Source organism: Serratia sp. CY55921, from assembly GCF_052167655.1.
Taxonomy (GTDB): domain Bacteria; phylum Pseudomonadota; class Gammaproteobacteria; order Enterobacterales; family Enterobacteriaceae; genus Serratia; species Serratia ureilytica.
This window is the reverse complement of record NZ_JBJNMU010000007.1, coordinates 64,338-85,672: the sequence shown is the minus strand read 5'-3', so window position 1 is coordinate 85,672 and position 21,335 is coordinate 64,338. Positions and strand designations below refer to the sequence as shown.

Annotated in this window: 18 protein-coding genes; 10 read left to right on the top strand and 8 right to left on the bottom strand. The window is 61.8% G+C overall.

Features of this window, described 5'->3' with window-relative positions:
- The first annotated feature begins 4 nt into the window (after positions 1-4).
- From ulaC to ACJ8M3_RS22270, 4 genes are read left to right on the top strand one after another with little or no spacing between them, the layout of a single operon-like run.
- A complete protein-coding gene (gene ulaC / locus ACJ8M3_RS22285) occupies positions 5-475 on the top strand; it encodes a PTS ascorbate transporter subunit IIA (RefSeq protein ID WP_060660163.1) in 471 nt (156 codons plus the stop codon).
- Positions 476-487: 12 nt separating this feature from the next.
- On the top strand, positions 488-1,144 hold the full coding sequence (locus ACJ8M3_RS22280) for a 3-keto-L-gulonate-6-phosphate decarboxylase UlaD (protein ID WP_033645299.1): 657 nt from the start codon (positions 488-490) through the stop codon (positions 1,142-1,144).
- Between the two features lie 9 nt (positions 1,145-1,153).
- Positions 1,154-2,008, top strand: a complete 855-nt coding sequence (locus ACJ8M3_RS22275; RefSeq protein ID WP_033645298.1) for an L-ribulose-5-phosphate 3-epimerase — start codon at positions 1,154-1,156, stop codon at positions 2,006-2,008.
- A 4-nt stretch (positions 2,009-2,012) separates the two neighbouring features.
- Complete coding sequence (locus ACJ8M3_RS22270) at positions 2,013-2,699, top strand: L-ribulose-5-phosphate 4-epimerase (protein WP_033651798.1); 687 nt, start codon at positions 2,013-2,015, stop codon at positions 2,697-2,699.
- A 3-nt stretch (positions 2,700-2,702) separates the two neighbouring features.
- Here ACJ8M3_RS22270 and malT read toward each other — a convergent pair whose 3' ends face one another.
- Positions 2,703-5,417, bottom strand: coding sequence for an HTH-type transcriptional regulator MalT (gene malT, locus ACJ8M3_RS22265; RefSeq protein WP_089197529.1), 2,715 nt, complete (start codon positions 5,415-5,417; stop codon positions 2,703-2,705).
- Between the two features lie 460 nt (positions 5,418-5,877).
- Here malT and malP point away from each other — a divergent pair, with 460 nt between their 5' ends.
- Together malP and malQ are read left to right on the top strand one after the other, a co-directional pair.
- On the top strand, positions 5,878-8,283 hold the full coding sequence (malP, locus tag ACJ8M3_RS22260; RefSeq protein WP_442514743.1) for a maltodextrin phosphorylase: 2,406 nt from the start codon (positions 5,878-5,880) through the stop codon (positions 8,281-8,283).
- A gap of 9 nt (positions 8,284-8,292) precedes the next feature.
- Positions 8,293-10,386 (top strand): 4-alpha-glucanotransferase, encoded by a 2,094-nt coding sequence (gene malQ / locus ACJ8M3_RS22255; RefSeq protein ID WP_147838455.1) that lies wholly within the window; start codon positions 8,293-8,295, stop codon positions 10,384-10,386.
- Positions 10,387-10,570: 184 nt separating this feature from the next.
- On the opposite strand, the gene nfuA is transcribed toward malQ, so the two are convergent.
- Both nfuA and gntX read right to left on the bottom strand, forming a co-directional pair.
- Positions 10,571-11,146 (bottom strand): Fe-S biogenesis protein NfuA, encoded by a 576-nt coding sequence (gene nfuA, locus ACJ8M3_RS22250; protein ID WP_004930777.1) that lies wholly within the window; start codon positions 11,144-11,146, stop codon positions 10,571-10,573.
- 58 nt (positions 11,147-11,204) lie between these two features.
- Positions 11,205-11,888, bottom strand: coding sequence for a DNA utilization protein GntX (gene gntX / locus ACJ8M3_RS22245; protein WP_069100680.1), 684 nt, complete (start codon positions 11,886-11,888; stop codon positions 11,205-11,207).
- Between the two features lie 40 nt (positions 11,889-11,928).
- Here gntX and bioH point away from each other — a divergent pair, with 40 nt between their 5' ends.
- Positions 11,929-12,699: a pimeloyl-ACP methyl ester esterase BioH gene (bioH, locus tag ACJ8M3_RS22240; protein ID WP_042785508.1), complete on the top strand. Its 771-nt coding sequence runs from the start codon at positions 11,929-11,931 to the stop codon at positions 12,697-12,699.
- Positions 12,700-12,969: 270 nt separating this feature from the next.
- Positions 12,970-13,254 carry a YdgH/BhsA/McbA-like domain containing protein gene (locus ACJ8M3_RS22235; RefSeq protein ID WP_004930765.1) on the top strand — a complete coding sequence of 95 codons (285 nt, stop codon included), beginning with the start codon at positions 12,970-12,972 and terminating at the stop codon, positions 13,252-13,254.
- Between the two features lie 43 nt (positions 13,255-13,297).
- On the opposite strand, the gene ACJ8M3_RS22230 is transcribed toward ACJ8M3_RS22235, so the two are convergent.
- The 5 genes from ACJ8M3_RS22230 to greB all read right to left on the bottom strand — a co-directional run bounded on the left by ACJ8M3_RS22230 (position 13,298) and on the right by greB (position 19,715).
- Positions 13,298-13,537 carry a FeoC-like transcriptional regulator gene (locus ACJ8M3_RS22230; protein ID WP_004930758.1) on the bottom strand — a complete coding sequence of 80 codons (240 nt, stop codon included), beginning with the start codon at positions 13,535-13,537 and terminating at the stop codon, positions 13,298-13,300.
- Positions 13,537-15,852, bottom strand: coding sequence for a Fe(2+) transporter permease subunit FeoB (feoB, locus tag ACJ8M3_RS22225; RefSeq protein WP_033645292.1), 2,316 nt, complete (start codon positions 15,850-15,852; stop codon positions 13,537-13,539). The genes ACJ8M3_RS22230 and feoB overlap by 1 nt, the downstream gene beginning before the upstream one ends.
- 72 nt (positions 15,853-15,924) lie before the next feature.
- Positions 15,925-16,149, bottom strand: coding sequence for a ferrous iron transporter A (feoA, locus tag ACJ8M3_RS22220; protein ID WP_033645291.1), 225 nt, complete (start codon positions 16,147-16,149; stop codon positions 15,925-15,927).
- Positions 16,150-16,753: 604 nt separating this feature from the next.
- Positions 16,754-19,084, bottom strand: a complete 2,331-nt coding sequence (locus tag ACJ8M3_RS22215) for a Tex family protein (RefSeq protein ID WP_042785504.1) — start codon at positions 19,082-19,084, stop codon at positions 16,754-16,756.
- Between the two features lie 157 nt (positions 19,085-19,241).
- A complete protein-coding gene (gene greB / locus ACJ8M3_RS22210) occupies positions 19,242-19,715 on the bottom strand; it encodes a transcription elongation factor GreB (protein ID WP_033645289.1) in 474 nt (157 codons plus the stop codon).
- 230 nt (positions 19,716-19,945) lie between these two features.
- On the opposite strand from greB, the gene cbpA reads away from it, so the two are divergent.
- Complete coding sequence (gene cbpA / locus ACJ8M3_RS22205; RefSeq protein WP_033645288.1) at positions 19,946-20,908, top strand: curved DNA-binding protein; 963 nt, start codon at positions 19,946-19,948, stop codon at positions 20,906-20,908.
- Between the two features lie 5 nt (positions 20,909-20,913).
- On the top strand, positions 20,914-21,219 hold the full coding sequence (locus ACJ8M3_RS22200) for a chaperone modulator CbpM (protein ID WP_004930739.1): 306 nt from the start codon (positions 20,914-20,916) through the stop codon (positions 21,217-21,219).
- Positions 21,220-21,335 lie beyond the last annotated feature (116 nt).

Sequence of the window (21,335 nt, the reverse complement as noted above, 5' to 3'; positions counted from 1 at the left end):
AGTCATGAAGCTGAGCGATTCGTTGGCGCAGAACAACGCTATTCACCTGCAGGCGGAGGCTGCCGACTGGCGTCAGGCGGTGCGGCTGGGGGTCGATCTGCTGGTGGCCGCCGGCGTGGTGGAGCCTCGCTATTTCGACGCCATTCTGGCCGGCGTCGAACGGCACGGCCCTTACTTCGTGTTGGCGCCCGGCCTGGCGATGCCGCATGGTCGGCCGGAGGAAGGGGTGCTGAAAACCGGCTTCGCCTTGGTCACCTTGAAAACGCCGGTGTGCTTCGGCGATGAGGACAACGATCCGATAGATATCTTGATCACCATGGCGGCGGTGGACGCCAAAACGCATCAGGAGGTGGGCATCATGCAAGTGGTTAACCTGTTCGAAGATGAGGCGAACTTCGATCGCTTGCGGGCCTGTCGCCGGGCGGACGAGGTACTGGCGTTAATCGACAAAACGTCCGCGGCGGCGGCGAATTGAAGGAGACATGCAATGAAAACGCATTTACCGATGCTGCAAGTGGCGCTGGATAACCTGTCCATGGCCGCGGCTTACAATACGACGCGCCTGATCGCGGCCGAAGTCGACATCATTGAGGTCGGCACTATTTTGTGCGTGGCGGAAGGCGTACGGGCCGTGCGCGATCTGAAAGCGCTGTATCCGGATCGCATCGTGTTGGCGGACGCGAAAATCGCCGATGCGGGGCAAATTTTGGCGCGGATGTGCTTCGAGGCGCACGCCGACTGGATCACGGTGATCTGCTGCGCTGACATCAATACGGCCAAGGGCGCGCTGCAGGTGGCGCATGAGTTCGGTGGCGACGTGCAGATCGAACTGACGGGATTTTGGACCTGGGAACAGGCGCAGGCGTGGCGTGAGGCGGGTATTGGTCAGGTGGTGTATCACCGCAGCCGTGACGCGCAGGCGGCGGGCGTCGCCTGGAGCGATGACGATATCCGCGCGGTTCATCGCCTGAGCGAGATGGGTTTCAAGGTGACGGTTACCGGCGGATTGTCATTGGCGGATTTGCCTCTGTTCCGGGGCATTCCCATCCATGTTTTTATCGCCGGGCGCAGCATTCGCGATGCCGCCGATCCGGTCGCGGCGGCGCGGGAATTTAAACGCGTCATCGCCCAACTGTGGGGCTGAGGAGCGGTTATGTTGCAAAAATCCGTACCGTTGGGCATCTACGAGAAGGCGTTGCCGCCGGGCGAGGATTGGCTGACGCGCTTGCAACTGGCGGGGGAGTTGGGATTCGATTTCGTTGAAATGTCGATCGATGAAAGCGACGGCCGTCTGGCGCGGCTGGATTGGAACAGCGAGCAGCGACTGGCGCTGATCGGCGCCGTTGCGGCCAGCGGTGTGCGCGTCCCTTCTTTGTGCCTTAGCGCCCATCGGCGTTTTCCGTTGGGCAGTGAAGACGACAGGACGCGCGAGCGGGGGCTGGAGATCATGCGCAAGGCCATCCGGCTGGCGCAGGATACCGGCATACGGGTGATCCAACTGGCCGGATATGACGTTTATTACCAACAGGCTACTGCGCAGACCCGCGCCCGGTTCCGCGCCGGCTTGGCGCAGGCGGTGGAGATGGCCAGCCGCGCGCAGGTCATGCTGGCGATGGAAATCATGGATTATGCGCTGATGAATTCGATCAGCAAGGCGCTGGGTTATGTCCACTACCTGAATAACCCATGGTTTCAGCTGTACCCGGACATCGGCAATTTGTCTGCCTGGGACAACGATGTGCAGATGGAGCTCGTAGCCGGACGCGGGCATATCGTAGCGGTGCACGTTAAGGATACGCGGCCGGGAGAGTTTAAGAACGTGCCGTTCGGCGAGGGCGTGGTCGATTTCACCCGCTGCTTCGAAACGCTGCTTGCGAGCGGCTATCGCGGCCCCTATCTGCTCGAAATGTGGAGCGAGAAGGCGCCCGACCCGCTGCAGGCGGTGCGGGAGGCGCGTGCCTGGGTGGTTGAACGCATGGCAGAGGCCGGGTTGGAAATAGGGAGCTAACATGCTGGAACAACTGAAATGGCAGGTCTACAAAGCCAATATGGCGCTGCCTGAGCACGGGCTGGTGACCTATACCTGGGGCAATGTCAGCGGCATCGATCGGGCCAGCGATCTGATGGTGATAAAACCCAGCGGCGTGCCTTATGAAACGATGCGGGCGGAAGATATGGTGGTGGTGAATGCGCGAGGGGAGGTTGTTGAGGGGCAACTGCGGCCTTCATCCGATACGCCGACGCATCTGGCGCTGTACCGGGCATTCCCACAACTCGGCGGCGTCGTGCATACGCACTCCACTCACGCCACCGCCTGGGCCCAGGCGGGTGAGGCGATACCGGCGTTTGGCACCACCCATGCCGACTATTTTTCCGGCGACATTCCTTGCACCCGCGCGCTGACGGCGGAAGAGGTGGCGGGGGAATATGAATTGAACACCGGGCAGGTGATTATCGAAACCCTGTGCGGGCGCGAGCCGTTGCACATTCCCGGCATTCTGGCGTATCAGCATGGCCCGTTTAGTTGGGGCTGCTCGCCGGATGAGGCGGTGCATAACGCGGTGGTGCTCGAGGAGGTGGCTAAGATGGCGTGGATCAGCCGGGGCATTAACCCCGGCCTGCGCCGGATCGATGAACACCTGTCGGCGAAACATTTCAGCCGCAAACATGGCGCCGGCGCTTATTACGGCCAGCGCTGACTATCAGGCGCCGTACCCCATCATCTTCAGCAGCTGCTGCGCTTGCTGCACCGCTTCCTGGCGATGGGCCACGCCCAGCTTCTGGTATAGATTGCGGATATGGGTCTTGATGGTGGTGGCCGCTACATCCAACTCACCGGCGATCTGGTCGTTGCTGTAACCGGAATAGATCAGCCCCAGCACCTGCCATTCGCGTTGGGTCAACGGACTGGTGCGGATCAGTTCCGGCACCTGCGGATGGGTCAGCAGCTTATCGACGAAGTTCTCGTCGAAATGCGCGAATTTGTGCCGATGATGCTGGTTGATGTCGCGCAGGATGCGCTGGGCGCGATGCTGTTCCAGCTCCGGCAGCGTGTTGAGCTGGATCAGCTGGCGCAGCTGCTGCGCCATCGCTTCGCCTTCGATGACGAAGTGGCTGATAAAGCCGGTGCGGTTGGCCAGCGACAGCGCTTCGATCAGCGCCTGCTGCGCTTCGCCCTTGCGCTCTTGCAGCCAGTAGAGCTGGTTGCTGAGCAGCAGATTGCGGTTGAGATCGCTCACCAGCCGCAGGCGACGGGCGTTTTCGTTCAGTTCATCCAGCACCACGCCGGCCTCTTCATACTGGCCGAGCAGGATCTGCACTCGCGCGATGTTGCGCCATTGGCCCTGCGTGAAGTGGTTGTCCGCCATGCCGGGCTTTTCGGTGTGGCGCAGCCACTGGGTGGCGGCGGCGGTATCGCCGGTCATCTGCCAGTGGATCACCCGCGACTTGTCGGTGTTGGTCAGCCAGTCGCGATGATAGTGGGCGCCGTGCAGCAGGGTTTCGCAGCGCTGCAGATGGGTATTGGCGTTGTCCAGATCGCCGCGCGCCAGCGAGCATTTGGCCAACATGGCGATGCACTGCAGCTGCTGTTGCGGTTGGTAGTTCGCCAGGATTTTCAGCCCGGTGCGCGCCGCGTCTTCCGCTTCGTCCAGACGCGACCACGACCACAGGATCTGCGCGCGAATGCGCAGCAGGAATTCGTGCATCGGCAGCTGTTCCAGGTGCTGCTCGCGGATCAGTTCGAACGCCTTATCCTGGGTTTCGTAAGCGGCCTGCAGGAAGCCCTGGGCGATGAGGATTTCGCTCTGCTGCAGCAGCGCCCAGAGCGCGTAATGGTTGGCCTGATGACGACGCGCCATCTGTTCGGTTTGCTGCATCATCGGCAGCGCGCGCGCCAGCTCGCCCTTGCAGTGGTGGACTTCGCCGGTCACCGAGGTGGCGACGATGCGGCTGTAATAGCTGGACAGCGGCAGGAATTTCAACGCTTCGGTCGCCAGCCGCTCGGCTTCTTCCGGTTTGCCGGCGTTGATCGCCACCTGGGCGCGCAGGGCGTCGAACTCGGCGTGCAGCGTTTGGTCTATCTCGATTTTCTGTTCGCGCATGGTGCGCTCGGCGCGCTCCAGCAGGGTGTTGACCTCGCTGTAGCGGTGCTGGCTCTGCGCCAGCCAGGCCTGCAGCAGCGCCAGTTTGGGGTTCTGAATCAGGCGCTCATACGGCAGCGCGTTGAGGCACTCCTCCAGCAGGGCCAGTTCGCTGTGGTGGAACAGTGACCAGGCGTGTTGCAGCAGGATATCGCGCAGCATGCTGACGTCGCTGGCCGCCAGCGCATGGTGAATAGCCTCCGCCGGATACCCCAGCGCCAGCCAGCCCTCGGCGGCGGCGCGGTGCAACCCCGGCAGCTCCAGCGCCAGTTCCCACTGGCAACGCTGGCGCAGGAAAGAGGCGAACAGCGGGTGGAAGTTGAACCATTCGCCGGTGTCGTCCATGCGGTGGATAAACAGCCCCTGGCGTTCCAGCTCCTCCAGCCGCTGCTGGCCGTTGTCTTCGCCGGTCAGCCGCACGATCAGCGCATCGTTCATTGAGCGCAGCACCGAACAGCGCAGCAGGAAGGCGCGCGCATCGGCATCGACGTGATCCAGCACTTCGTCCACCAGATAGTCGGACAGGTGACTGGCGTTCAGCCCCGCCAGCCGCTTGGCCGACAGTTGGGCCGAGGAGGTGGATTGGCGGGCCGACAGCGCGATCAGCTGCAGCGCGGTGGCCCAGCCTTCGACTTCGTCGCACAGGCGGCTGCTGTCCTGCTGTTCCATCGGCGCCGCCAGGCGGCAATCGAAGAACTGTTTGGCTTCCTGATGGGTGAACGCCAGCTGCTGCGTGCCCATTTCCAGCAGCTGATCGCGCACCCGCAGGTTGGCGATGCCGAGCGGCGGCAGGGTGCGCGAGAGCAGGATCAGCGTCAGGTTTTCCGGCTGATGGCGCAGGAAAAAGCGCATGGCTTCGTGAATGGCGTCGTTGGTGATCAGGTGATAGTCGTCGATCACCAGGTACAGCGGCTGATGCCAGTCGGCCAGCTCGATAAACAGCTGGGCGAACAGCGCCGACAGGCTGGCGTACTGGTGCTTCTGGCTCAGCGCTTCGCTCTTGACGCAGCGGCCGCCGCTGGCCTGCTGCAGCGCCGCGATCAGGTAGCTGGCGAAACGCTCCGGCTGGTTGTCGCTCTCATCCAGGGAATACCAGCCCAGATCGGCCTTGCCGGCCGCCCATTGGGCGATCAGCGTGGTTTTCCCGTATCCCGCCGGGCAATTGACCAGTGTCAGACGATAGTTGCCCGCGCTGGCCAGTTTGGCCAGCAGGCGATCGCGGATCACGGTATTTTGCAGCCGTACCGGGCGGCTCAGTTTTGATGGGATCAGCATAGTATTCCAGGATATAAATCGCGGTTCCCGCCGGGATTGGAGTGGCGCTAATTATTTTATGGTTCGTAATTAATAGCTCCCCCTAACTTCTGCCAACCCTAAACGTATTGCAACAAGCTTCCGCATCGGCTTGGAGTTAAGTTGCTATCGATCACACTTTTTTACGTTTGGTGTCGGAGTACGGCGATGCGGTTGCGGATCGCATTTCCGGCCATGGACAAAACTTCAGCAGCGCGAATACTTGTGCTAACGTCATGGTTAACGTTCTCAGTGCTCGCCGCACGCGTTGGCGGGCTTTTTTGCATCGTTGCAAGGGAGTCAAAAAGTGCCTGAGATCACAATTCCAGCTACGCCCCAATCCTCCTCCCCAGCTAATCCCCAGGCGGGATGATGCCGTCAGGCTTTCTCACCGGCACGATAGCGGCAATTTGACCCACTTACTGGATAGAGAGTTTTCCTTATGTCACAGCCTACGCTCAAGAAGGATGCTTTTCTGGCGGCGCTCGCCCGTCAGTGGCAACGGTTCGGCCTCAGTTCCGCGCAGCAAATGACGCAACATCAATGGTGGGAAGCCGTCAGTGCGGCGCTGGCCGAGCAACTGGCCGCACAGCCGGCGCCGCGCAAAAGCGCCAAACCGCTGCGTCACGTGAACTACATCTCGATGGAGTTTTTGATTGGCCGGTTGACGGCGAACAACCTGATCAACCTGGGCTGGTATGACACCGTCGAGCAGGCGCTGGCCGAGCAGAACGTCAAGCTGGCGGATCTGCTCGAGCAGGAAACCGATCCGGCGTTGGGCAACGGCGGGCTGGGGCGTTTGGCGGCCTGTTTCCTCGACTCGATGGCGACGGTGGAACAACCGGCCACCGGCTATGGGCTGAACTACCAGTACGGGCTGTTCCGCCAGTCGTTCCAGGGTGGGCAACAGCAAGAGGCGCCGGATAACTGGCAACGCGAGAGCTATCCGTGGTTCCGCCACAACGCCGCGCTGGCGGTGGACGTGGGCATCGGCGGCAAGCTGGAAAAGCAGGCCGACGGCCGCGAACTGTGGCGCCCGGCCTTCACCCTGCGCGGCGAAGCCTGGGATCTGCCGGTGCTGGGCTATCGCAACGGCGTGGCGCAGCCGCTGCGCCTGTGGCAGGCGACCCATCAGCATCCGTTCAACCTGAGCGATTTCAACGACGGCAAATTTCTGCAGGCGGAGAAGCAGGGTGTAGAAGCCGACAAGCTGACCAAGGTGCTGTACCCGAACGACAACCATCAGGCCGGCAAGCGCCTGCGCCTGATGCAGCAGTATTTCCAGTGCGCCTGCTCGGTGGCGGATATTTTGCGCAAGCACCATCAGGCCGGCCGCAAGATTGAAGAGCTGCCGAAGTACGAAGTGATCCAGCTGAACGACACCCACCCGACCATCGCCATTCCGGAAATGCTGCGCATTCTGCTGGACGAGCATCAGCTGGAGTGGGAGGCGGCCTGGGCGATCACCAGCAACACCTTCGCCTACACCAACCACACTTTGATGCCGGAAGCGCTGGAGCGCTGGGATGAAAAATTGGTGCGCAGCCTGCTGCCGCGCCATTTCTCCATCATCAAACAGATCAACGCCAGGTTTAAAAAATTGGTGGATAAGCACTGGCCGGGCGACGAGGCGGTGTGGGCCAAGCTGGCGGTGCACCACGACAAGCAGGTGCGCATGGCCAACCTGTGCGTGGTCAGCGGCTTTGCGGTTAACGGCGTGGCGCAGCTGCATTCGGATCTGGTGGTGAAGGATCTGTTCCCTGAATATCACCAGCTGTGGCCGAACAAATTCCATAACGTCACCAACGGCATCACGCCGCGCCGCTGGCTGAAACAGTGCAACCCGGCGCTGTCAGGCCTGATCGACGAGACGCTGAAGGTGGAGTGGGCGGGCGATCTCGACGCGCTGCGCGGGCTGGAGAAATTCGCCGACGACGCGGCGTTCCGCCAGCGTTATCAGCAGATCAAACGCGACAACAAGGTGGCGCTGGCTCATTACGTGCACGGTGTGATGGGGCTGACGCTCGATCCGGACGCGATCTTCGACGTGCAGATCAAACGCCTGCACGAGTACAAACGCCAGCACCTGAACCTGCTGCACATCCTGTCGCTGTATCGCCAGCTGCGCGACAACCCGAACCTGGACATCGTGCCGCGCGTCTTCCTGTTCGGCGCCAAGGCGGCGCCGGGCTACTACCTGGCGAAGAACATCATCTACGCCATCAATCAGGCAGCCGAGAAAATCAATAACGATCCGTTGGTGAAAGATCGCCTGAAAGTGGCGTTCATCCCGGACTACCGCGTGTCGGTGGCCGAACTGATGATCCCGGCGGCGGATATCTCCGAGCAGATCTCCACCGCCGGCAAAGAGGCCTCCGGCACCGGCAACATGAAACTGGCGCTGAACGGCGCGCTGACGGTCGGCACGCTGGACGGCGCCAACGTCGAAATCGCCGAGCAGGTGGGCGAAGACAACATCTTTATCTTCGGCAATACCGTGGAGCAGGTGAAGGCGATAGTGGCGAAGGGCTACGATCCGCTCAGCTACCGCAAGAAGGACAAGCACCTGAAGGCGATTTTGGATGAACTGGCGAGCGGCGCTTTCAGCCATGGCGACAAGCACGCGTTCGACATGATGCTGCACAGCCTGCTGGAAGGCGGCGATCCCTATCTGGTGCTGGCGGACTTTGCCTCGTACTGCCAGGCGCAGCGCCGGGTCGATGAGCTGTATCGCGATCGGGACGAGTGGACGCGGCGGACTATCCTTAACACCGCGCGCGTCGGCATGTTCAGCTCGGATCGCTCGATCCGCGATTACCAGCAGCGCATCTGGCAAGCCAAACGTTAAGGAGAGCGAATGGATCGCAAGCGTATCGATCAGGCGGCAGCGCAGGCGGGGATCGCTGCCGATTTCATCAATGCTCACGGCAAACGGCAGGCGATTGAGCCGCAGACCAAGCGCAAGCTGCTGGCGGCCATGAAGTGGGCCGATGATGCGGTGCAGGATACCGCGCCGCCGCCGTTACCGGCGGTCAAGGTGTTCTATCAGGGTGCGCCGTTGGCGCTGACGCCGACGGGCGAAGGCGAATACCTGTGGGCGCTGCAGCGTGAAGACGGCGAATGCCTGCAGGGGCGCGTCGGCGCGCGCAAGACCCTGACGCTGCCCGGCGAGCTGCCGGCGGGTTACCACCAATTGACGTTGAGCCAGGGCGCACGGCAGTGGTCATGCCGAGTGATCGTCGCACCGAGGCGCTGCTTCGAGCCGGACGCCTTGTTGACCGGCAAAAAGCTGTGGGGCGCCTGCGTTCAGCTGTACACGCTGCGTTCCGATCGCAACTGGGGCATCGGCGATTTCGGCGATCTGCGCCTGATGGTGGAAGAGGTGGGGGAACGCGGCGGCGCTTTCGTCGGCCTCAACCCGATCCATGCGCTGTACCCCGCCAACCCGGAGAGCGCCAGCCCTTACAGCCCCTCGTCGCGCCGCTGGCTGAACCTGGCGTATATCGACGTCAACGCGGTGGAGGATTTCCAGCGCAGCGACGCGGCGCAGCGCTGGTGGCAGAAGCCGGCGACGCAGAAGCAGCTGGCCAAGGCGCGCGCTGCGGAGTGGGTGGATTACACCGCCGTGATGCAGCTGAAACTGGCGGCGCTGAAGCTGGCGTTTCCGGTATTTCAGGCGCGCAAGCCAAACGACGCGCAGCGTCAGGCGTTCGAGCAATTCGTGACGGACGGCGGCGACAGCCTGTACCGGCAGGCGGCCTTCGACGCGCTGCATGCCCATTTGGCGGCGGATGACATCAGCCAGTGGGGCTGGCCGGCCTGGCCCGAACGTTATCGGCAGGGGGATAGCGAAGCGGTGCGGCAGTTCTGCACTGAACACCAGGAAACGGTTCGTTTTTACCTGTGGCTGCAGTGGCTGGCGGCCACCCAGTTCGCGCAGTGTTTTGACCAGAGCAGGCAGCAGCAGATGCCGATCGGCCTGTATCGCGATCTGGCGGTCGGGGTGGCGGAAGGCGGGGCGGAAACCTGGTGTGACCGCGAGCTGTACTGCCTGAAAGCGTCGGTCGGGGCGCCGCCGGATATTCTGGGCCCGCTGGGGCAAAACTGGGGCCTGCCGCCGATGGATCCGCACGTGATGGCGGCGCGCGGGTATCAGCCGTTCATCGATCTTTTGCGCGCCAACATGACCAGCTGTGGCGCGCTGCGTATCGATCACGTCATGGCGCTGCTGCGGCTGTGGTGGATCCCGTATGGTGAAACCGCCGATCGCGGCGCCTACGTCAAATACCCGGTGGACGATCTGCTGGCGGTGCTGGCGCTGGAAAGCCAGCGCCACCGCTGCATGGTGATCGGCGAGGATCTCGGCACGGTGCCGGTGGAAATCGTCGGCAAGCTGCGCGACAGCGGCGTCTACTCCTACAAAGTGCTCTATTTCGAAAGCGACGGCGAACACCATTTCCGCGCGCCGCAGGCCTATCCGGTACAGGCGATGGCGACCATCACCACCCACGATCTGCCGACGCTGCGCGGCTACTGGCAAAGCGACGATCTGACGCTCGGCAACCGGCTGGGTCTCTACCCGGACGCGGAAATCCTGCGGGCGCTGTTCGCCGATCGAGAACGCGCCAAGCAGGGGCTGCTGGATGGATTGCATCGTTATGGCTGCGTGCCGCAGAAGGTGGGCAAGAAGGCGGCGCTACTCGGCATGAGCCCGCTGCTCAACCGCGGCCTGCAGCGTTATGTCGCCGACAGCGCCAGCGCCTTGCTTGGCCTGCAGCCGGAAGACTGGCTGGACATGGCCGAGCCGGTCAACATCCCCGGCACCAGCGATCAGTACCCTAACTGGCGGCGCAAGCTGACCCGGACGTTGGAGGAGATGTTCGCCGACCCGCGGATAAACCGGCTGCTGAAGGATTTGGACAAGCGCCGACGCAAGGTGTCGGTGGGGTGACGATGAGGTGTCGTTGTATTAGGTCAAAGGACGAGAACTTTAGTCCCATCCAAATGACGGATACCCGAATTAATTGGCGTTGCAGCTAGGCGGCAAGTGCGTAAAACCCCAGGAGCTTACTTAAGTAAGTGACTGGGGTGCGCGCATGCGGCCAACAACGCTGCAACTTCAAGTAAGAAGGGTATCAGTAGTAGGAGTGCTCGCCGCGCTGGTGCTCGGTCAAATCACGCACGCCCTTCAGCTCCGGGAACTTCTGCAGCAGCTCTTTCTCGATGCCTTCTTTCAGCGTGACGTCGACCATCGAACAGCCGTTGCAACCGCCGCCGAACTGCAGAATAGCCATGTTGTCGTCGGTGATCTCCATCAGCGTTACGCGGCCGCCGTGGCCCGCCAGCTGTGGGTTGATCTGCGACTGCAGCACGTATTCCACGCGTTCCATCAGCGGCGCGTCGTCATCGACCTTGCGCATCTTGGCGTTCGGCGCCTTCAGCGTCAGCTGGGAACCCAGCTGGTCGGTCACGAAGTCGATTTCGGCGTCTTCCAGATACGGCGCGCTCAGTTCATCGACATAGGCGGACAGTTTGTCGAACTTCAGTTCGGTATCCGTCGCTTCTACCGCGTCCGGCGGGCAATAAGAGACACCGCATTCGGCCGTCGGCGTGCCCGGGTTGATCACGAATACGCGGATTTGGGTGCCTTCTTCTTGATTTGCCAGCAGTTTGGCAAAGTGTTCCTGTGCAGCATCTGTTATACGGATCATAGCATTAGCTCAATAGTTGACTTCTATAGTCGGTTATAATACGCCCATTGCCGTGGCACTACAACGTGCGGCAAACGCACCATATCTGCACCGAGGCGGCGCCTTGCCGCCGCAGCAGCGCCGCGATCTCCGAGACGGTGCTGCCGGTGGTCACCACGTCATCCACCAGGGCGATATGCCGGCCGGCGACCGGCACGGTACAGGCGAACGCGCGCTGCAGATTGCGTCTGCGGGCAGAGGCGCTCAGCCGCTGTTGCAGAGCGGTTTTGCGCACCCGGCGCAAGGCGGCGGGCCGGTAGGCGCAGCCCAGCCAGCGCGCCAGCGGCCGGGCCAGCAGATCGCTCTGGTTATAGCCACGGCGCCAGCAGCGTGTTGCATGCAAGGGTACCGCCAAAATCAGGTCGGGTCTGTTCAGATACTGCTCTCTGCGCGCCTGCTGCCAGCGCAACAGCATCAGGCGCGCCAGCGCCGGCGCCAGCTCGGGCGCGCGGTGGAACTTGAACCTTTTTACCAAGCCGCTGAGCGGCGTCACGTAGTCGCCGACGAACACCAGCCGTTGCCAGGGCGGTGGCCGTTGCAGGCAGCGGCCGCAGGGCGTGCGCGTCTCCCCGGCGGGCAGCCCGCAGCGCGGGCAACACGGCGGTCTGGCCGGCAGGTGACGCAGGCAGCAGCTGCAGAGGCCATGACGCATCAGGCTCAATGGCTGTCGGCATAGCCAACAGCGGCTGCGGATTGATAGCATAGTGTCTCCGAGACGGGTAAGCATGAAAGGACAATAACCAATGACAGCGCTGTACTGGCAAACAATAGGTGAAGGTGAACGCGATCTTGTGCTGCTGCACGGCTGGGGATTGAACGCCGAAGTGTGGAGTTGCATTCAGGCGCGGCTGACGCCGCATTTTCGCCTGCACCTGGTCGATCTGCCGGGGTACGGCCGCAGCCAGGGGTTCGGCGCCCTGTCGCTGGCGCAGATGACGGAAATCGTGCTGGCGGCTGCCCCGCCGCAGGCCTGGTGGCTCGGCTGGTCGCTCGGCGGGCTGGTGGCCAGCCAGGCGGCGCTGATGCAGCCGCAGCGGGTCAGCGGGCTTATCACCGTGGCCTCCTCGCCGTGCTTTGCCGCCCGCGATGAGTGGCCGGGGATCCGTCCGGACGTGCTGAGCGGTTTCCAGCACCAGCTAAGCCTGGATTTCCAGCGCACCGTCGAGCGTTTTCTGGCGCTGCAGACGCTGGGCACCGAGAGCGCGCGTCAGGATGCGCGCCAGCTGAAAGCGGTGGTGCTCAACCAACCGACGCCGAGCGTCGAAGTGTTGAACGGCGGGTTGGAGATCCTGCGCACCGCCGATCTGCGCGCGCCGCTGGCGGAGTTGAATCTGCCGCTGCTGCGGATCTACGGCTATCTGGACGGGCTGGTGCCGCGCAAGGTCGCCGAGCTGCTCGACGCCGCCTGGCCGAACTCCACGTCGCAGATCGTGGCTAAAGCCGCCCATGCGCCGTTTATCTCTCATCCCGATGAATTTGTGACGATGATCGAAGCGTTTATTGCAGCACATTGAATGCAGCGTGAAAACGCACGATAGAGCGCGAAAAAAAACGCTGCCGGGTGGATAAAAGACAAAGCTGTTCAATACTTAGTGAGTCAATGCGTTGGCTGCAAAATGAAAAGACCGCGTGCGGCGATTTTCATTTTGGCGTTTCGTCTCTGGGAAACAGGCCCCGTCAGGGAAAGCAACGAGGCCTGAGGATGTCGCGGCAGCCTGCAGTACTACGCATGGATCCTGGACGGCTTTCATAACAGATAAATTATCCATTGAGAGGTTAGTGTCATGAAATCATTGAAGATGATTATTGCAGCGGCAGTGCTGGGTTCGGTGTCTTTCGGCTCCATGGCGGCAACCCTGCTGACCAAGGAAGATCTGGATAAGAATCCGGGTAAATACGAGAAGATCGGCACCGTGACCACCACGGCGGAAACCACGTCGCCGATGGATGCCAAGGAAGAGCTGTCCAAACTGGCGGACGAAAAGGGCGGTCAATACTACGTGATCCTGGCGGGCCGCGAACACGGTAAATTCAGCGCCATCGCCGAAGTTTACAAAGACAAGCAATAAGCCTTGAACGGCAAGGGGGCGCCCGCAGCGGCGCCCCTGAACGTCAGGCCTTCAGCCGGTAGAACACCGTGCTGCACCCCTGGCCCTGCGGGCAGCTTTTGCAGCCGCCGCTCAGACAGGCGCCGTCATCCTGTTCGATGCGTTCCACTTTCCCCATCGCCGTCAAACGGTCCAGCATCGCCTGCACCAGCGGCAGCGGCGTCGCCAGCGATTGGCTGAGCTGCTGCGCCTGAGCGCTGCCGCGCAGCGCCAACGCATCGCGCACCTGCAGCAGCCCGGCCATCAGTGGCAGCTCCCTTTGGCGCCCTGACAGCAGGCCGCCGGCGTGGCGTTGCCCAGGCGAACCGTGACGCGGCTGCGCGCCCGGCGCAGGCCGAACAGCACCAGCAGGTTTACCAGCACCACCGCCAGGATCGCCGTCAGGCTGTACTGCGGATGTTGGTTGAAGGTGGCCGCCTGATAGAACAGCGTCGCCAGCGAGTAGGCGACGTTCAGCCCCCACAGGATTGAGAAGGTCATCCAGCCGCGGCTCGATTCACGGGCGATGGCGCCCATCACCGAGACGCAAGGCACGTACAGCAACACGAAGATCAGGTAGCTGTAGGCGGAAATGCCGGAGCCGAATTTGCTGCTCATCACGCCCATCGAGCCGACGCCCATCTCGCCGTCGCCCTTGCTGGCTTCGATCGGGTTGGAGAGCACGCTCAGGCTGAAGGTGTTTTTCAGCCCGTCCCAGGTTTCCTGCAGCGCCCCGCCCAGTTCATCGAGCAAGTTGAAGTTGGCGGCGTCGAACGCCTCTTTGTTGATGTGCTCGGCGGTATACAGCGTGTTCAGCGTGCCGACCACCACTTCTTTCGCCATCGCGCCGGTCACCAGCCCGACGGTGGCCTGCCAGTTATCGCTGTGGACGCCCATCGGCTGCAGCAGCGGCGTCAGCACCTTGGAGACCGAGGCCAGCGCGGAGTCGTTGATGTTGTCGACCGTCTTGCCGCTGAACGAGAAGCTGTTCAGGCCGCCGATGAACATGCTGGCGACCACGATCACCTTGCCGGCGCGCAACACGAAGCCTTTCAGCCGCTGCCAGGTTTGCAGCAGCAGGCTTTTCAGGTGCGGCACGTGGTAAACCGGCAGCTCCATCACGAACGGCGAGGCTTCGCCGCGCATGAGGGTGTATTTCAGCACCAGGCCGGTCAGGATCGCCACCGCGATGCCGAGCATATACAGCGAGAACACCACCCCAGCGCCGTCCTGGCCGAAGAAGGCGGCGGCGAACACCGCGAAGATCGCCAGACGGGCGCCGCAGGACATGAACGGCGCCATCATGATGGTGATCAGGCGCTCGCGCTGGGCGTCCAGCGTACGGGCGCCCATGATGGACGGCACGTTACAGCCGAAGCCGACGATCAGCGGCACGAAGGATTTGCCCGGCAGCCCGAGCGCCTGCATCAGGCGATCCATCACGAACGCCGCGCGCGCCATGTAGCCGGAGTCTTCCAGGAACGACAGGAACAGGTACATCATGCCGATCTGCGGCACCAGCGGTAGCACGGTGTTGATGCCGCCGCCGACGCCCTGCGCCAGGAAGACGGTCAGCCAGTCGGGGAAGTGCAGGGTGTAACCGAGCCACTGAATGCCCTGAATGAAGATCGCCGCCGAGCCGATATCGAAGATCGGCTGCAGCGCGCCGCCGATATTGATCGCCAGCAGGAACATCAGGTACATCACCAGCAGGAAGATCGGTACGCCCAGCCAGCGGTTGAGGATCACTTTATCCAGCATGTCGGTCAGGCGGTTGGGCATCGCTTGCTGCGAGTTGCTGACCGCGTCGCACAGGGCGGCGATGGACTGGTAGCGCGCGTCGGCGATCACCAGCGCCGGGTCCTCCTGCTGCTGCTGTTGCAGCGCCTGAATGGCCGCTGGCAGCCGCGCCACGGCGGGGCCGGCCAGACGATGGCTGTAGATGTCGCCCTCCAGCATCTGCAACGCCAGCCAGCGGCGCTGCGCCGCCGGCAGGGTTTGCGGCATGGCGTCGCTCAGCGTGGCGACCTCTTTCAGCAGCAGCGGCGGGTAGTTCACCAGCGCCTGCTGTTCGTTGATGCGATGATTGTCGATCATTTGTTTCAGCACGCCGATGCCATCGGCGCGGGTGGAGACCATCGGCACTACCGGGCAACCGAGGCGCGCCGACAGCGCGGCGACGTCGATATCGATATGCTGGCTTTTGGCGATGTCGAGCATGTTGAGCGCCACGATGCAGGGAATGCCCAGCTCCAGCAGCTGCAGCGTCAGGTAGAGGTTGCGTTCCAGGTTGGAGGCATCCACCACGTTGATCAGCAGATCGGCGTCGCCGCTCAAAATGTAGTGGCAGGCGATCTGCTCATCGAGCGACGTCTGCTCCGAAATGGTGGTCAGGGAGTAGGTGCCGGGCAAATCGACCAGCCGCACGTCGGACTGCGGGGTGGTGAAATGGCCTTCCTTGCGTTCGACCGTCACGCCCGCCCAGTTGCCGACCCGCTGGCGCGCGCCGGTCAGTTGGTTGAACAGCGTGGTTTTGCCGGAGTTCGGGTTGCCGATTAAGCCGATGGTGAGTTTTTTCATAGTTCTGCGTGTCGTCTTCAAGGAGAACAGCGCCGGCGCAAAGGCGCACCGGCAAACGGAGGGCGCGCCGGCTCAGGGCTGGCCGTCGAGCTGCAGCAGCGCCAAATCCTTCCTGCGCAGCACCAGGCTGACGCGGCGGGTTTTAATTTCTATCGGGTCGCCCAGCGGCGCGACGCGCACCACGTCGAACGAAGAGCCGGGCAGCATGCCGAGCGATAACAATTTTTGGCGGTAGGCCGGCGCAATCTCGCTGGAAAAGCCGACAATCTTATATGTGCGTTTAGGTTGAAGCTGCATGTCATTAACCTTCCGGGTGCCGATGAGCATCGGGCTGATGATAATTGGACGTTGCCGGCGAAAATGCCACGCCGTCGGCGGTATTCATCCATAAGGTCATGCAATAAAGTGAGCGAAAATAATAGTAATTATCATTATCGCGTTCAATACAAAAAGTAAGGGTATTGTAACCAATTATTATGGTGACGGCAGTTTTTAATGGCGTTGTCTTGATTAACGATGTTTTATCACTGCTTGCACTTGGGAAAAAATGAGAATGGCGAGTTAAATCAGTTACGTATTTGTAGCCAGGTTATCTCGTTTGCAAATGGCGATGGCGTTTTTTCCTTTTTTATTTCTGGTGAAAGGCAATTCAATAACATTATTCCGCCGTAATGCGAGCGGTAACCATTTGTGTTTCGCTCACAATTCGCAAAATGAAAAATACGTGTTAACGGAGTTGTTAATAAACGGCTGCAGAAGGGATTTTTGCTGGCTGAATAATGGGAGGACGGTCACACAAGAACGGGAAATAAAAAGATGATGGTTTATTGAGGCGGGTCAAAAATGCCGCAAGTTTTCTTCATTGGAAAGGGCGGAGCAGGCTCCGCCCTGTTGGTCTGACTTAGCGTTTCTTGCCGAAAGCCGCCGCCAGCGCGTCGCCCATGGCGCTGTTGCCGGCCGGCGCCGCATTGCGCGGTTTAGCCTTGTTGGCGGGCGCCGAACGGTTGGCGTTGTCGCGCTGTGCCGGCGCGTTGCCGCCGCGGCGCGGCGAGCCTTCGCCCGGTTGCTCATCCAGACGCATGCTCAGCGCGATGCGTTTGCGTTGCAGATCGACTTCCATCACCTTCACTTTGACGATGTCGCCGGCCTTCACCACGGTGTGCGGATCTTCGACGAACTTGTCCGCCAGCGAGGAGATGTGCACCAGGCCATCCTGATGCACGCCGATATCCACGAAGGCGCCGAAGTTGGTGACGTTGGTCACCGACCCTTCCAGGATCATGCCCGGCTGCAGATCGTTGAGGGTTTCTACGCCTTCGGCAAAGGTGGCGGTTTTGAACTCAGGACGCGGGTCGCGGCCCGGCTTCTCCAGCTCTTTCAGGATGTCGGTGACCGTCGGCACGCCGAACTTGTCGTCGGTGAAATCGACCGCTTTCAGGCTGCGTACCGCCGAGGCGTTGCCCATCAGATCCTGCAGCGCCTGCTCGGTGGCGGCCAGAATGCGCTGCACCACCGGGTAGGCTTCCGGGTGGACGGTAGAGGCATCCAGCGGGTTGTCGCCGTGGTTGATGCGCAGGAAGCCGGCGCACTGTTCGAACGCTTTCGGCCCCAGACGGCTGACTTTCAGCAGCTGTTCACGGTTGCTGAAGCGGCCGTTCTCGTCGCGCCAGTTGACGATATTCTGCGCCATCATGCGCGTCAGGCCGGCCACGCGGGTCAGCAACGGCACCGAAGCGGTGTTCAGATCGACGCCGACGGCGTTCACGCAGTCTTCCACCACCGAGTCCAGCTTTTTCGCCAGCTGGCTCTGGCTGACGTCGTGCTGATACTGGCCGACGCCGATGGATTTCGGGTCGATCTTCACCAGCTCCGCCAGCGGATCCTGCAGACGACGGGCGATGGACACCGCGCCGCGCAGCGACACGTCGAGATCCGGGAACTCCTGCGCCGCCAGTTCGGACGCGGAATACACCGACGCGCCCGCTTCGCTGACGATCACTTTTTGCGCCCGGACGTCGCTGAACTGCTTTTGCAGGTCGAGATAGAAACGCTCGGTTTCACGCGAAGCGGTGCCGTTGCCGATCGCCACCAGCTCCACGTTGTGTTTGATGCACAGCGCCGCGACGATGGCGGCGGCTTTGGCCGCTTGCCCGGTGTGCGGATAGACGGTGTCGGTGGCCACCAGTTTGCCGGTCGCGTCGACCACGGCGACTTTCACCCCGGTGCGCAGGCCCGGATCGAGGCCCATGGTGGCGCGCATGCCGGCCGGCGCGGCCATCAACAGATCATGCATGTTGCGGGCGAAGACGTTGATCGCTTCATCCTCCGCGCGTTCGCGCACCGTGCCCATCAGTTCGGTTTCCAGGTGCAGCAACACCTTGATGCGCCAGGTCCAGTTGACCACCGCCTTGCGCCAGGCGTCGGCCGGAGCGTTGTTCAGGCGCAGATTGAGGTGATTGATGATGATCAGCTCCGCCTGGCTTTCGCGCGGCGCTTCCTCAAACTGCGGATCGGCGTTCAGCGCCAGCTGCAGCACGCCTTCGTTGCGGCCGCGGAACATCGCCAGCGCGCGGTGCGAAGGCACCTGGGAAATCGGTTCGTGGTGATCGAAATAGTCGCGGAACTTGGCGCCTTCGTCTTCCTTGCCCTCGACCACTTTGGACACCAGATGGGCGTTTTTCCACAGGTAGTCGCGCACCTTGGCCAGCAGCGCGGCGTCTTCGGCGAAGCGCTCCATCAGGATATAGCGCGCGCCGTCGAGGGCGGCTTTCACGTCCGCCACGCCCTTCTCGGCGTCGACGTAGCGTTCAGCCAGCTGTTCCGGCTGCTGTTGCGGATCCTGCCACAGCGTGTCCGCCAGCGGTTCCAGACCGGCTTCGATGGCGATCTGGCCACGGGTGCGGCGCTTGGGTTTGTACGGCAGGTAGAGGTCTTCGAGTTCGGTCTTGCTCAGCGTGGCGTTGATCGCCCCCGCCAGTTGTTCGGTCAGTTTGCCCTGTTCATCGATCGACTTCAGGATGGTCTGACGACGATCTTCCAGTTCACGCAGATAACCCAGGCGGGTTTCCAGCTGGCGCAGTTGGGTGTCGTCCAGGCCCCCGGTGACTTCCTTACGATAGCGTGCAATAAAGGGCACGGTATTACCTTCATCCAGCAGACGGATGGCGGAGTCGACTTGCTCCGGCCGGGCCTGCAGTTCTGTTGCAATAATGCGGCTCAGTGGGTCATTCATAGGTCTGGTATCTGTATTGAGAACGGTGAATAAACAGGGGACAGTTATACGGATTGATCGCGGAAAATGCCAGCGGAGCGGGCCGCCGCCGCGCGGCCGCGGCGTGGAGAACAGCTCAGGCGGCGGCGTTGGCGGCGGTTCGGAAAAAGCTGAAAGCTTACTTCGGGTAGTTTATCTCGTTAACGTACCACTGCGCTTCGCCCAGCGGGGTATTGACGGTGGCGACGTCCCCGACCTCTTTTTTCAGCAGGGCGCGCGCCATCGGCGCATCGATGGAGATGTAATCCTTGCGGCCGAAAATCTCGTCGTAGCCGACGATGCGAAAACGTTTGATCTCGCCGTCGTCATTCTCCACCTCCACCCAGGCCCCGAAGAACACTTTGCCTTCCTGCTGAGGGGAGTAATCGACGATCTTCAACTGCTCCAGGCATTTGGTCAGATAGCGGACGCGGCGATCGATCTCGCGCAGCCGCTTCTTGTTGTATTGGTAATCGGCGTTTTCGCTTCTGTCGCCCAGGCTGGCGGCCCAGGTCACTTTCTTGGTCACCTCGGGGCGTTCTTCGCGCCAGAGGTAATCCAGCTCTTGTTTGAGCTTGTCATACCCTTCACGGGTTATCAGTTGAGTTCTCATCGTGATTTATCTTTATGGGGCCACCGCCACAGTGTACGTGAATGCGGAGGGCTTTAAAAATGGCGCGCGGGCCTGCGCCTTGTCGCACGGTTTTTATTCAGTTTGCGCAGCTTTTAACAATCGGGAGTATGCTTAGCGATAGCGGAAAAAGAATGTGACGAAAGGAGGATATCTGGCGAGAGAGACAAGGAATTTTGGCGCACAACCCAACACATTGAAGGTATTACCGCATGGAATTTAAAGATTACTACGCCACGATGGGCGTTGAGCCCAACGCCGATCTGAAAACCATCAAAACGGCCTACCGCCGGCTGGCGCGTAAATATCACCCTGACGTGAGCACCGAAGACGACGCCGAGAGCAAGTTCAAGGAACTGGCCGAAGCCTATGAGGTACTGAAGGACGACGAGCGCCGCGCCGAGTACGATCAGATCCGGCTGCATCGCAACGATCCGAACTTTGGCCGCCAGGCGCGCGGCGATCACGGCGGCTATCAGCAGAGCGCCTCATGGCACGGCGGCGGCGCCGACGCGCAAGACTTCTCCGACTTCTTCGAGAGCATGTTCGGCGGGCGGGCGGCGGGCGGGCACCGTTCCGCTTCGCACTCGCACGGCGGGCATGGCTTCCGCGGCCAGGATCTGGAGATGGAGGTGCCGCTGTTCCTCGAGGAAACGCTGCATGGTCAAAGCCGCGAGATTTCCTACAAGCTGCCGGTGTACGACGAACTGGGGCGGCAGGTAAGCGAAGCCAGCAAGACGCTGAACGTGAAAATTCCGGCCGGCGTGGGCGACGGCGAGCGCATTCGCCTCAAGGGGCAGGGCGTTGCCGGCGTGGGCGGCGGCCAGAACGGCGACCTGTATCTGGTTATCCGCCTCGCGCCGCACCCGTTGTTTGAGATAGACGGCCACAACCTGAGCATCGTGGCGCCGCTCGCTCCGTGGGAAGCGGCGCTCGGCGCCAGCATTGAGGTGCCGACGCTGACCGGCAAAATCGCGCTGACCGTGCCGGCCGGCAGCCAGAGCGGCAAACGGCTGCGGGTCAAAGGCAAAGGGCTGGCGGGCAAGAAAGAGCCCGGTGACCTGTACGTTATTCTCAAGGTGGTGATGCCGCCGAAGCCGAACGAGAAGGCCAGCGCCCTGTGGCGGGAACTGGCTGAACAGGCGGCATTCAACCCGCGCGCGGAATGGGAGTAAAGCAGATGATGAAAAAAGAGATCACTTTCACCGTGGTGGAATTGTGTCAGAGGGTGGAGATTTCAGAGGACGAGCTGGTCGAGATCGTCGGCCTGGGCGTTATCGTGCCGCTGGAGCCGGCGCAGCCGCGCTGGGAGTTTGATTATCCGGCGCTGAGCCATCTGCAGCGCGCACGCAGGCTGCGGGCGGAGCTGGATCTGGACTGGCCGGGGATCGCCATGGCGCTGACGCTGCTCGACCGGGTTGATGCGCTACAGCAAGAGAACCGGCAGCTGCGCAGGCAGCTGGCGCGTTTCCTGCAAACTTCCTGACCCGAGAGCTGAACGCCACCGGGCGCTTCCCGGTGGCGAAATTGCACAAAATTGGGCCGTCGCCCCACATTGCGCCGATAAAGGGCGAAATTTTGACGAACCCCCGTCGACATTCA

Bases quoted from the DNA above. Each gene is read 5' to 3' on its own strand.
- ACJ8M3_RS22215 (WP_042785504.1), bottom strand. From the start codon at position 19,084: ATGAATGACCCACTGAGCCGCATTATTGCAACAGAACTGCAGGCCCGG.
- gntX (WP_069100680.1), bottom strand. From the start codon at position 11,888: ATGCTATCAATCCGCAGCCGCTGTTGGCTATGCCGACAGCCATTGAGC.
- cbpA (WP_033645288.1), top strand. From the start codon at position 19,946: ATGGAATTTAAAGATTACTACGCCACGATGGGCGTTGAGCCCAACGCC.
- nfuA (WP_004930777.1), bottom strand. From the start codon at position 11,146: ATGATCCGTATAACAGATGCTGCACAGGAACACTTTGCCAAACTGCTG.
- malP (WP_442514743.1), top strand. From the start codon at position 5,878: ATGTCACAGCCTACGCTCAAGAAGGATGCTTTTCTGGCGGCGCTCGCC.
- feoA (WP_033645291.1), bottom strand. From the start codon at position 16,149: ATGCAGCTTCAACCTAAACGCACATATAAGATTGTCGGCTTTTCCAGC.
- ACJ8M3_RS22200 (WP_004930739.1), top strand. From the start codon at position 20,914: ATGATGAAAAAAGAGATCACTTTCACCGTGGTGGAATTGTGTCAGAGG.
- ACJ8M3_RS22230 (WP_004930758.1), bottom strand. From the start codon at position 13,537: ATGGCCGGGCTGCTGCAGGTGCGCGATGCGTTGGCGCTGCGCGGCAGC.
- ACJ8M3_RS22280 (WP_033645299.1), top strand. From the start codon at position 488: ATGAAAACGCATTTACCGATGCTGCAAGTGGCGCTGGATAACCTGTCC.
- malT (WP_089197529.1), bottom strand. From the start codon at position 5,417: ATGCTGATCCCATCAAAACTGAGCCGCCCGGTACGGCTGCAAAATACC.
- greB (WP_033645289.1), bottom strand. From the start codon at position 19,715: ATGAGAACTCAACTGATAACCCGTGAAGGGTATGACAAGCTCAAACAA.
- ulaC (WP_060660163.1), top strand. From the start codon at position 5: ATGAAGCTGAGCGATTCGTTGGCGCAGAACAACGCTATTCACCTGCAG.
- feoB (WP_033645292.1), bottom strand. From the start codon at position 15,852: ATGAAAAAACTCACCATCGGCTTAATCGGCAACCCGAACTCCGGCAAA.
- bioH (WP_042785508.1), top strand. From the start codon at position 11,929: ATGACAGCGCTGTACTGGCAAACAATAGGTGAAGGTGAACGCGATCTT.
- ACJ8M3_RS22275 (WP_033645298.1), top strand. From the start codon at position 1,154: ATGTTGCAAAAATCCGTACCGTTGGGCATCTACGAGAAGGCGTTGCCG.
- ACJ8M3_RS22235 (WP_004930765.1), top strand. From the start codon at position 12,970: ATGAAATCATTGAAGATGATTATTGCAGCGGCAGTGCTGGGTTCGGTG.
- malQ (WP_147838455.1), top strand. From the start codon at position 8,293: ATGGATCGCAAGCGTATCGATCAGGCGGCAGCGCAGGCGGGGATCGCT.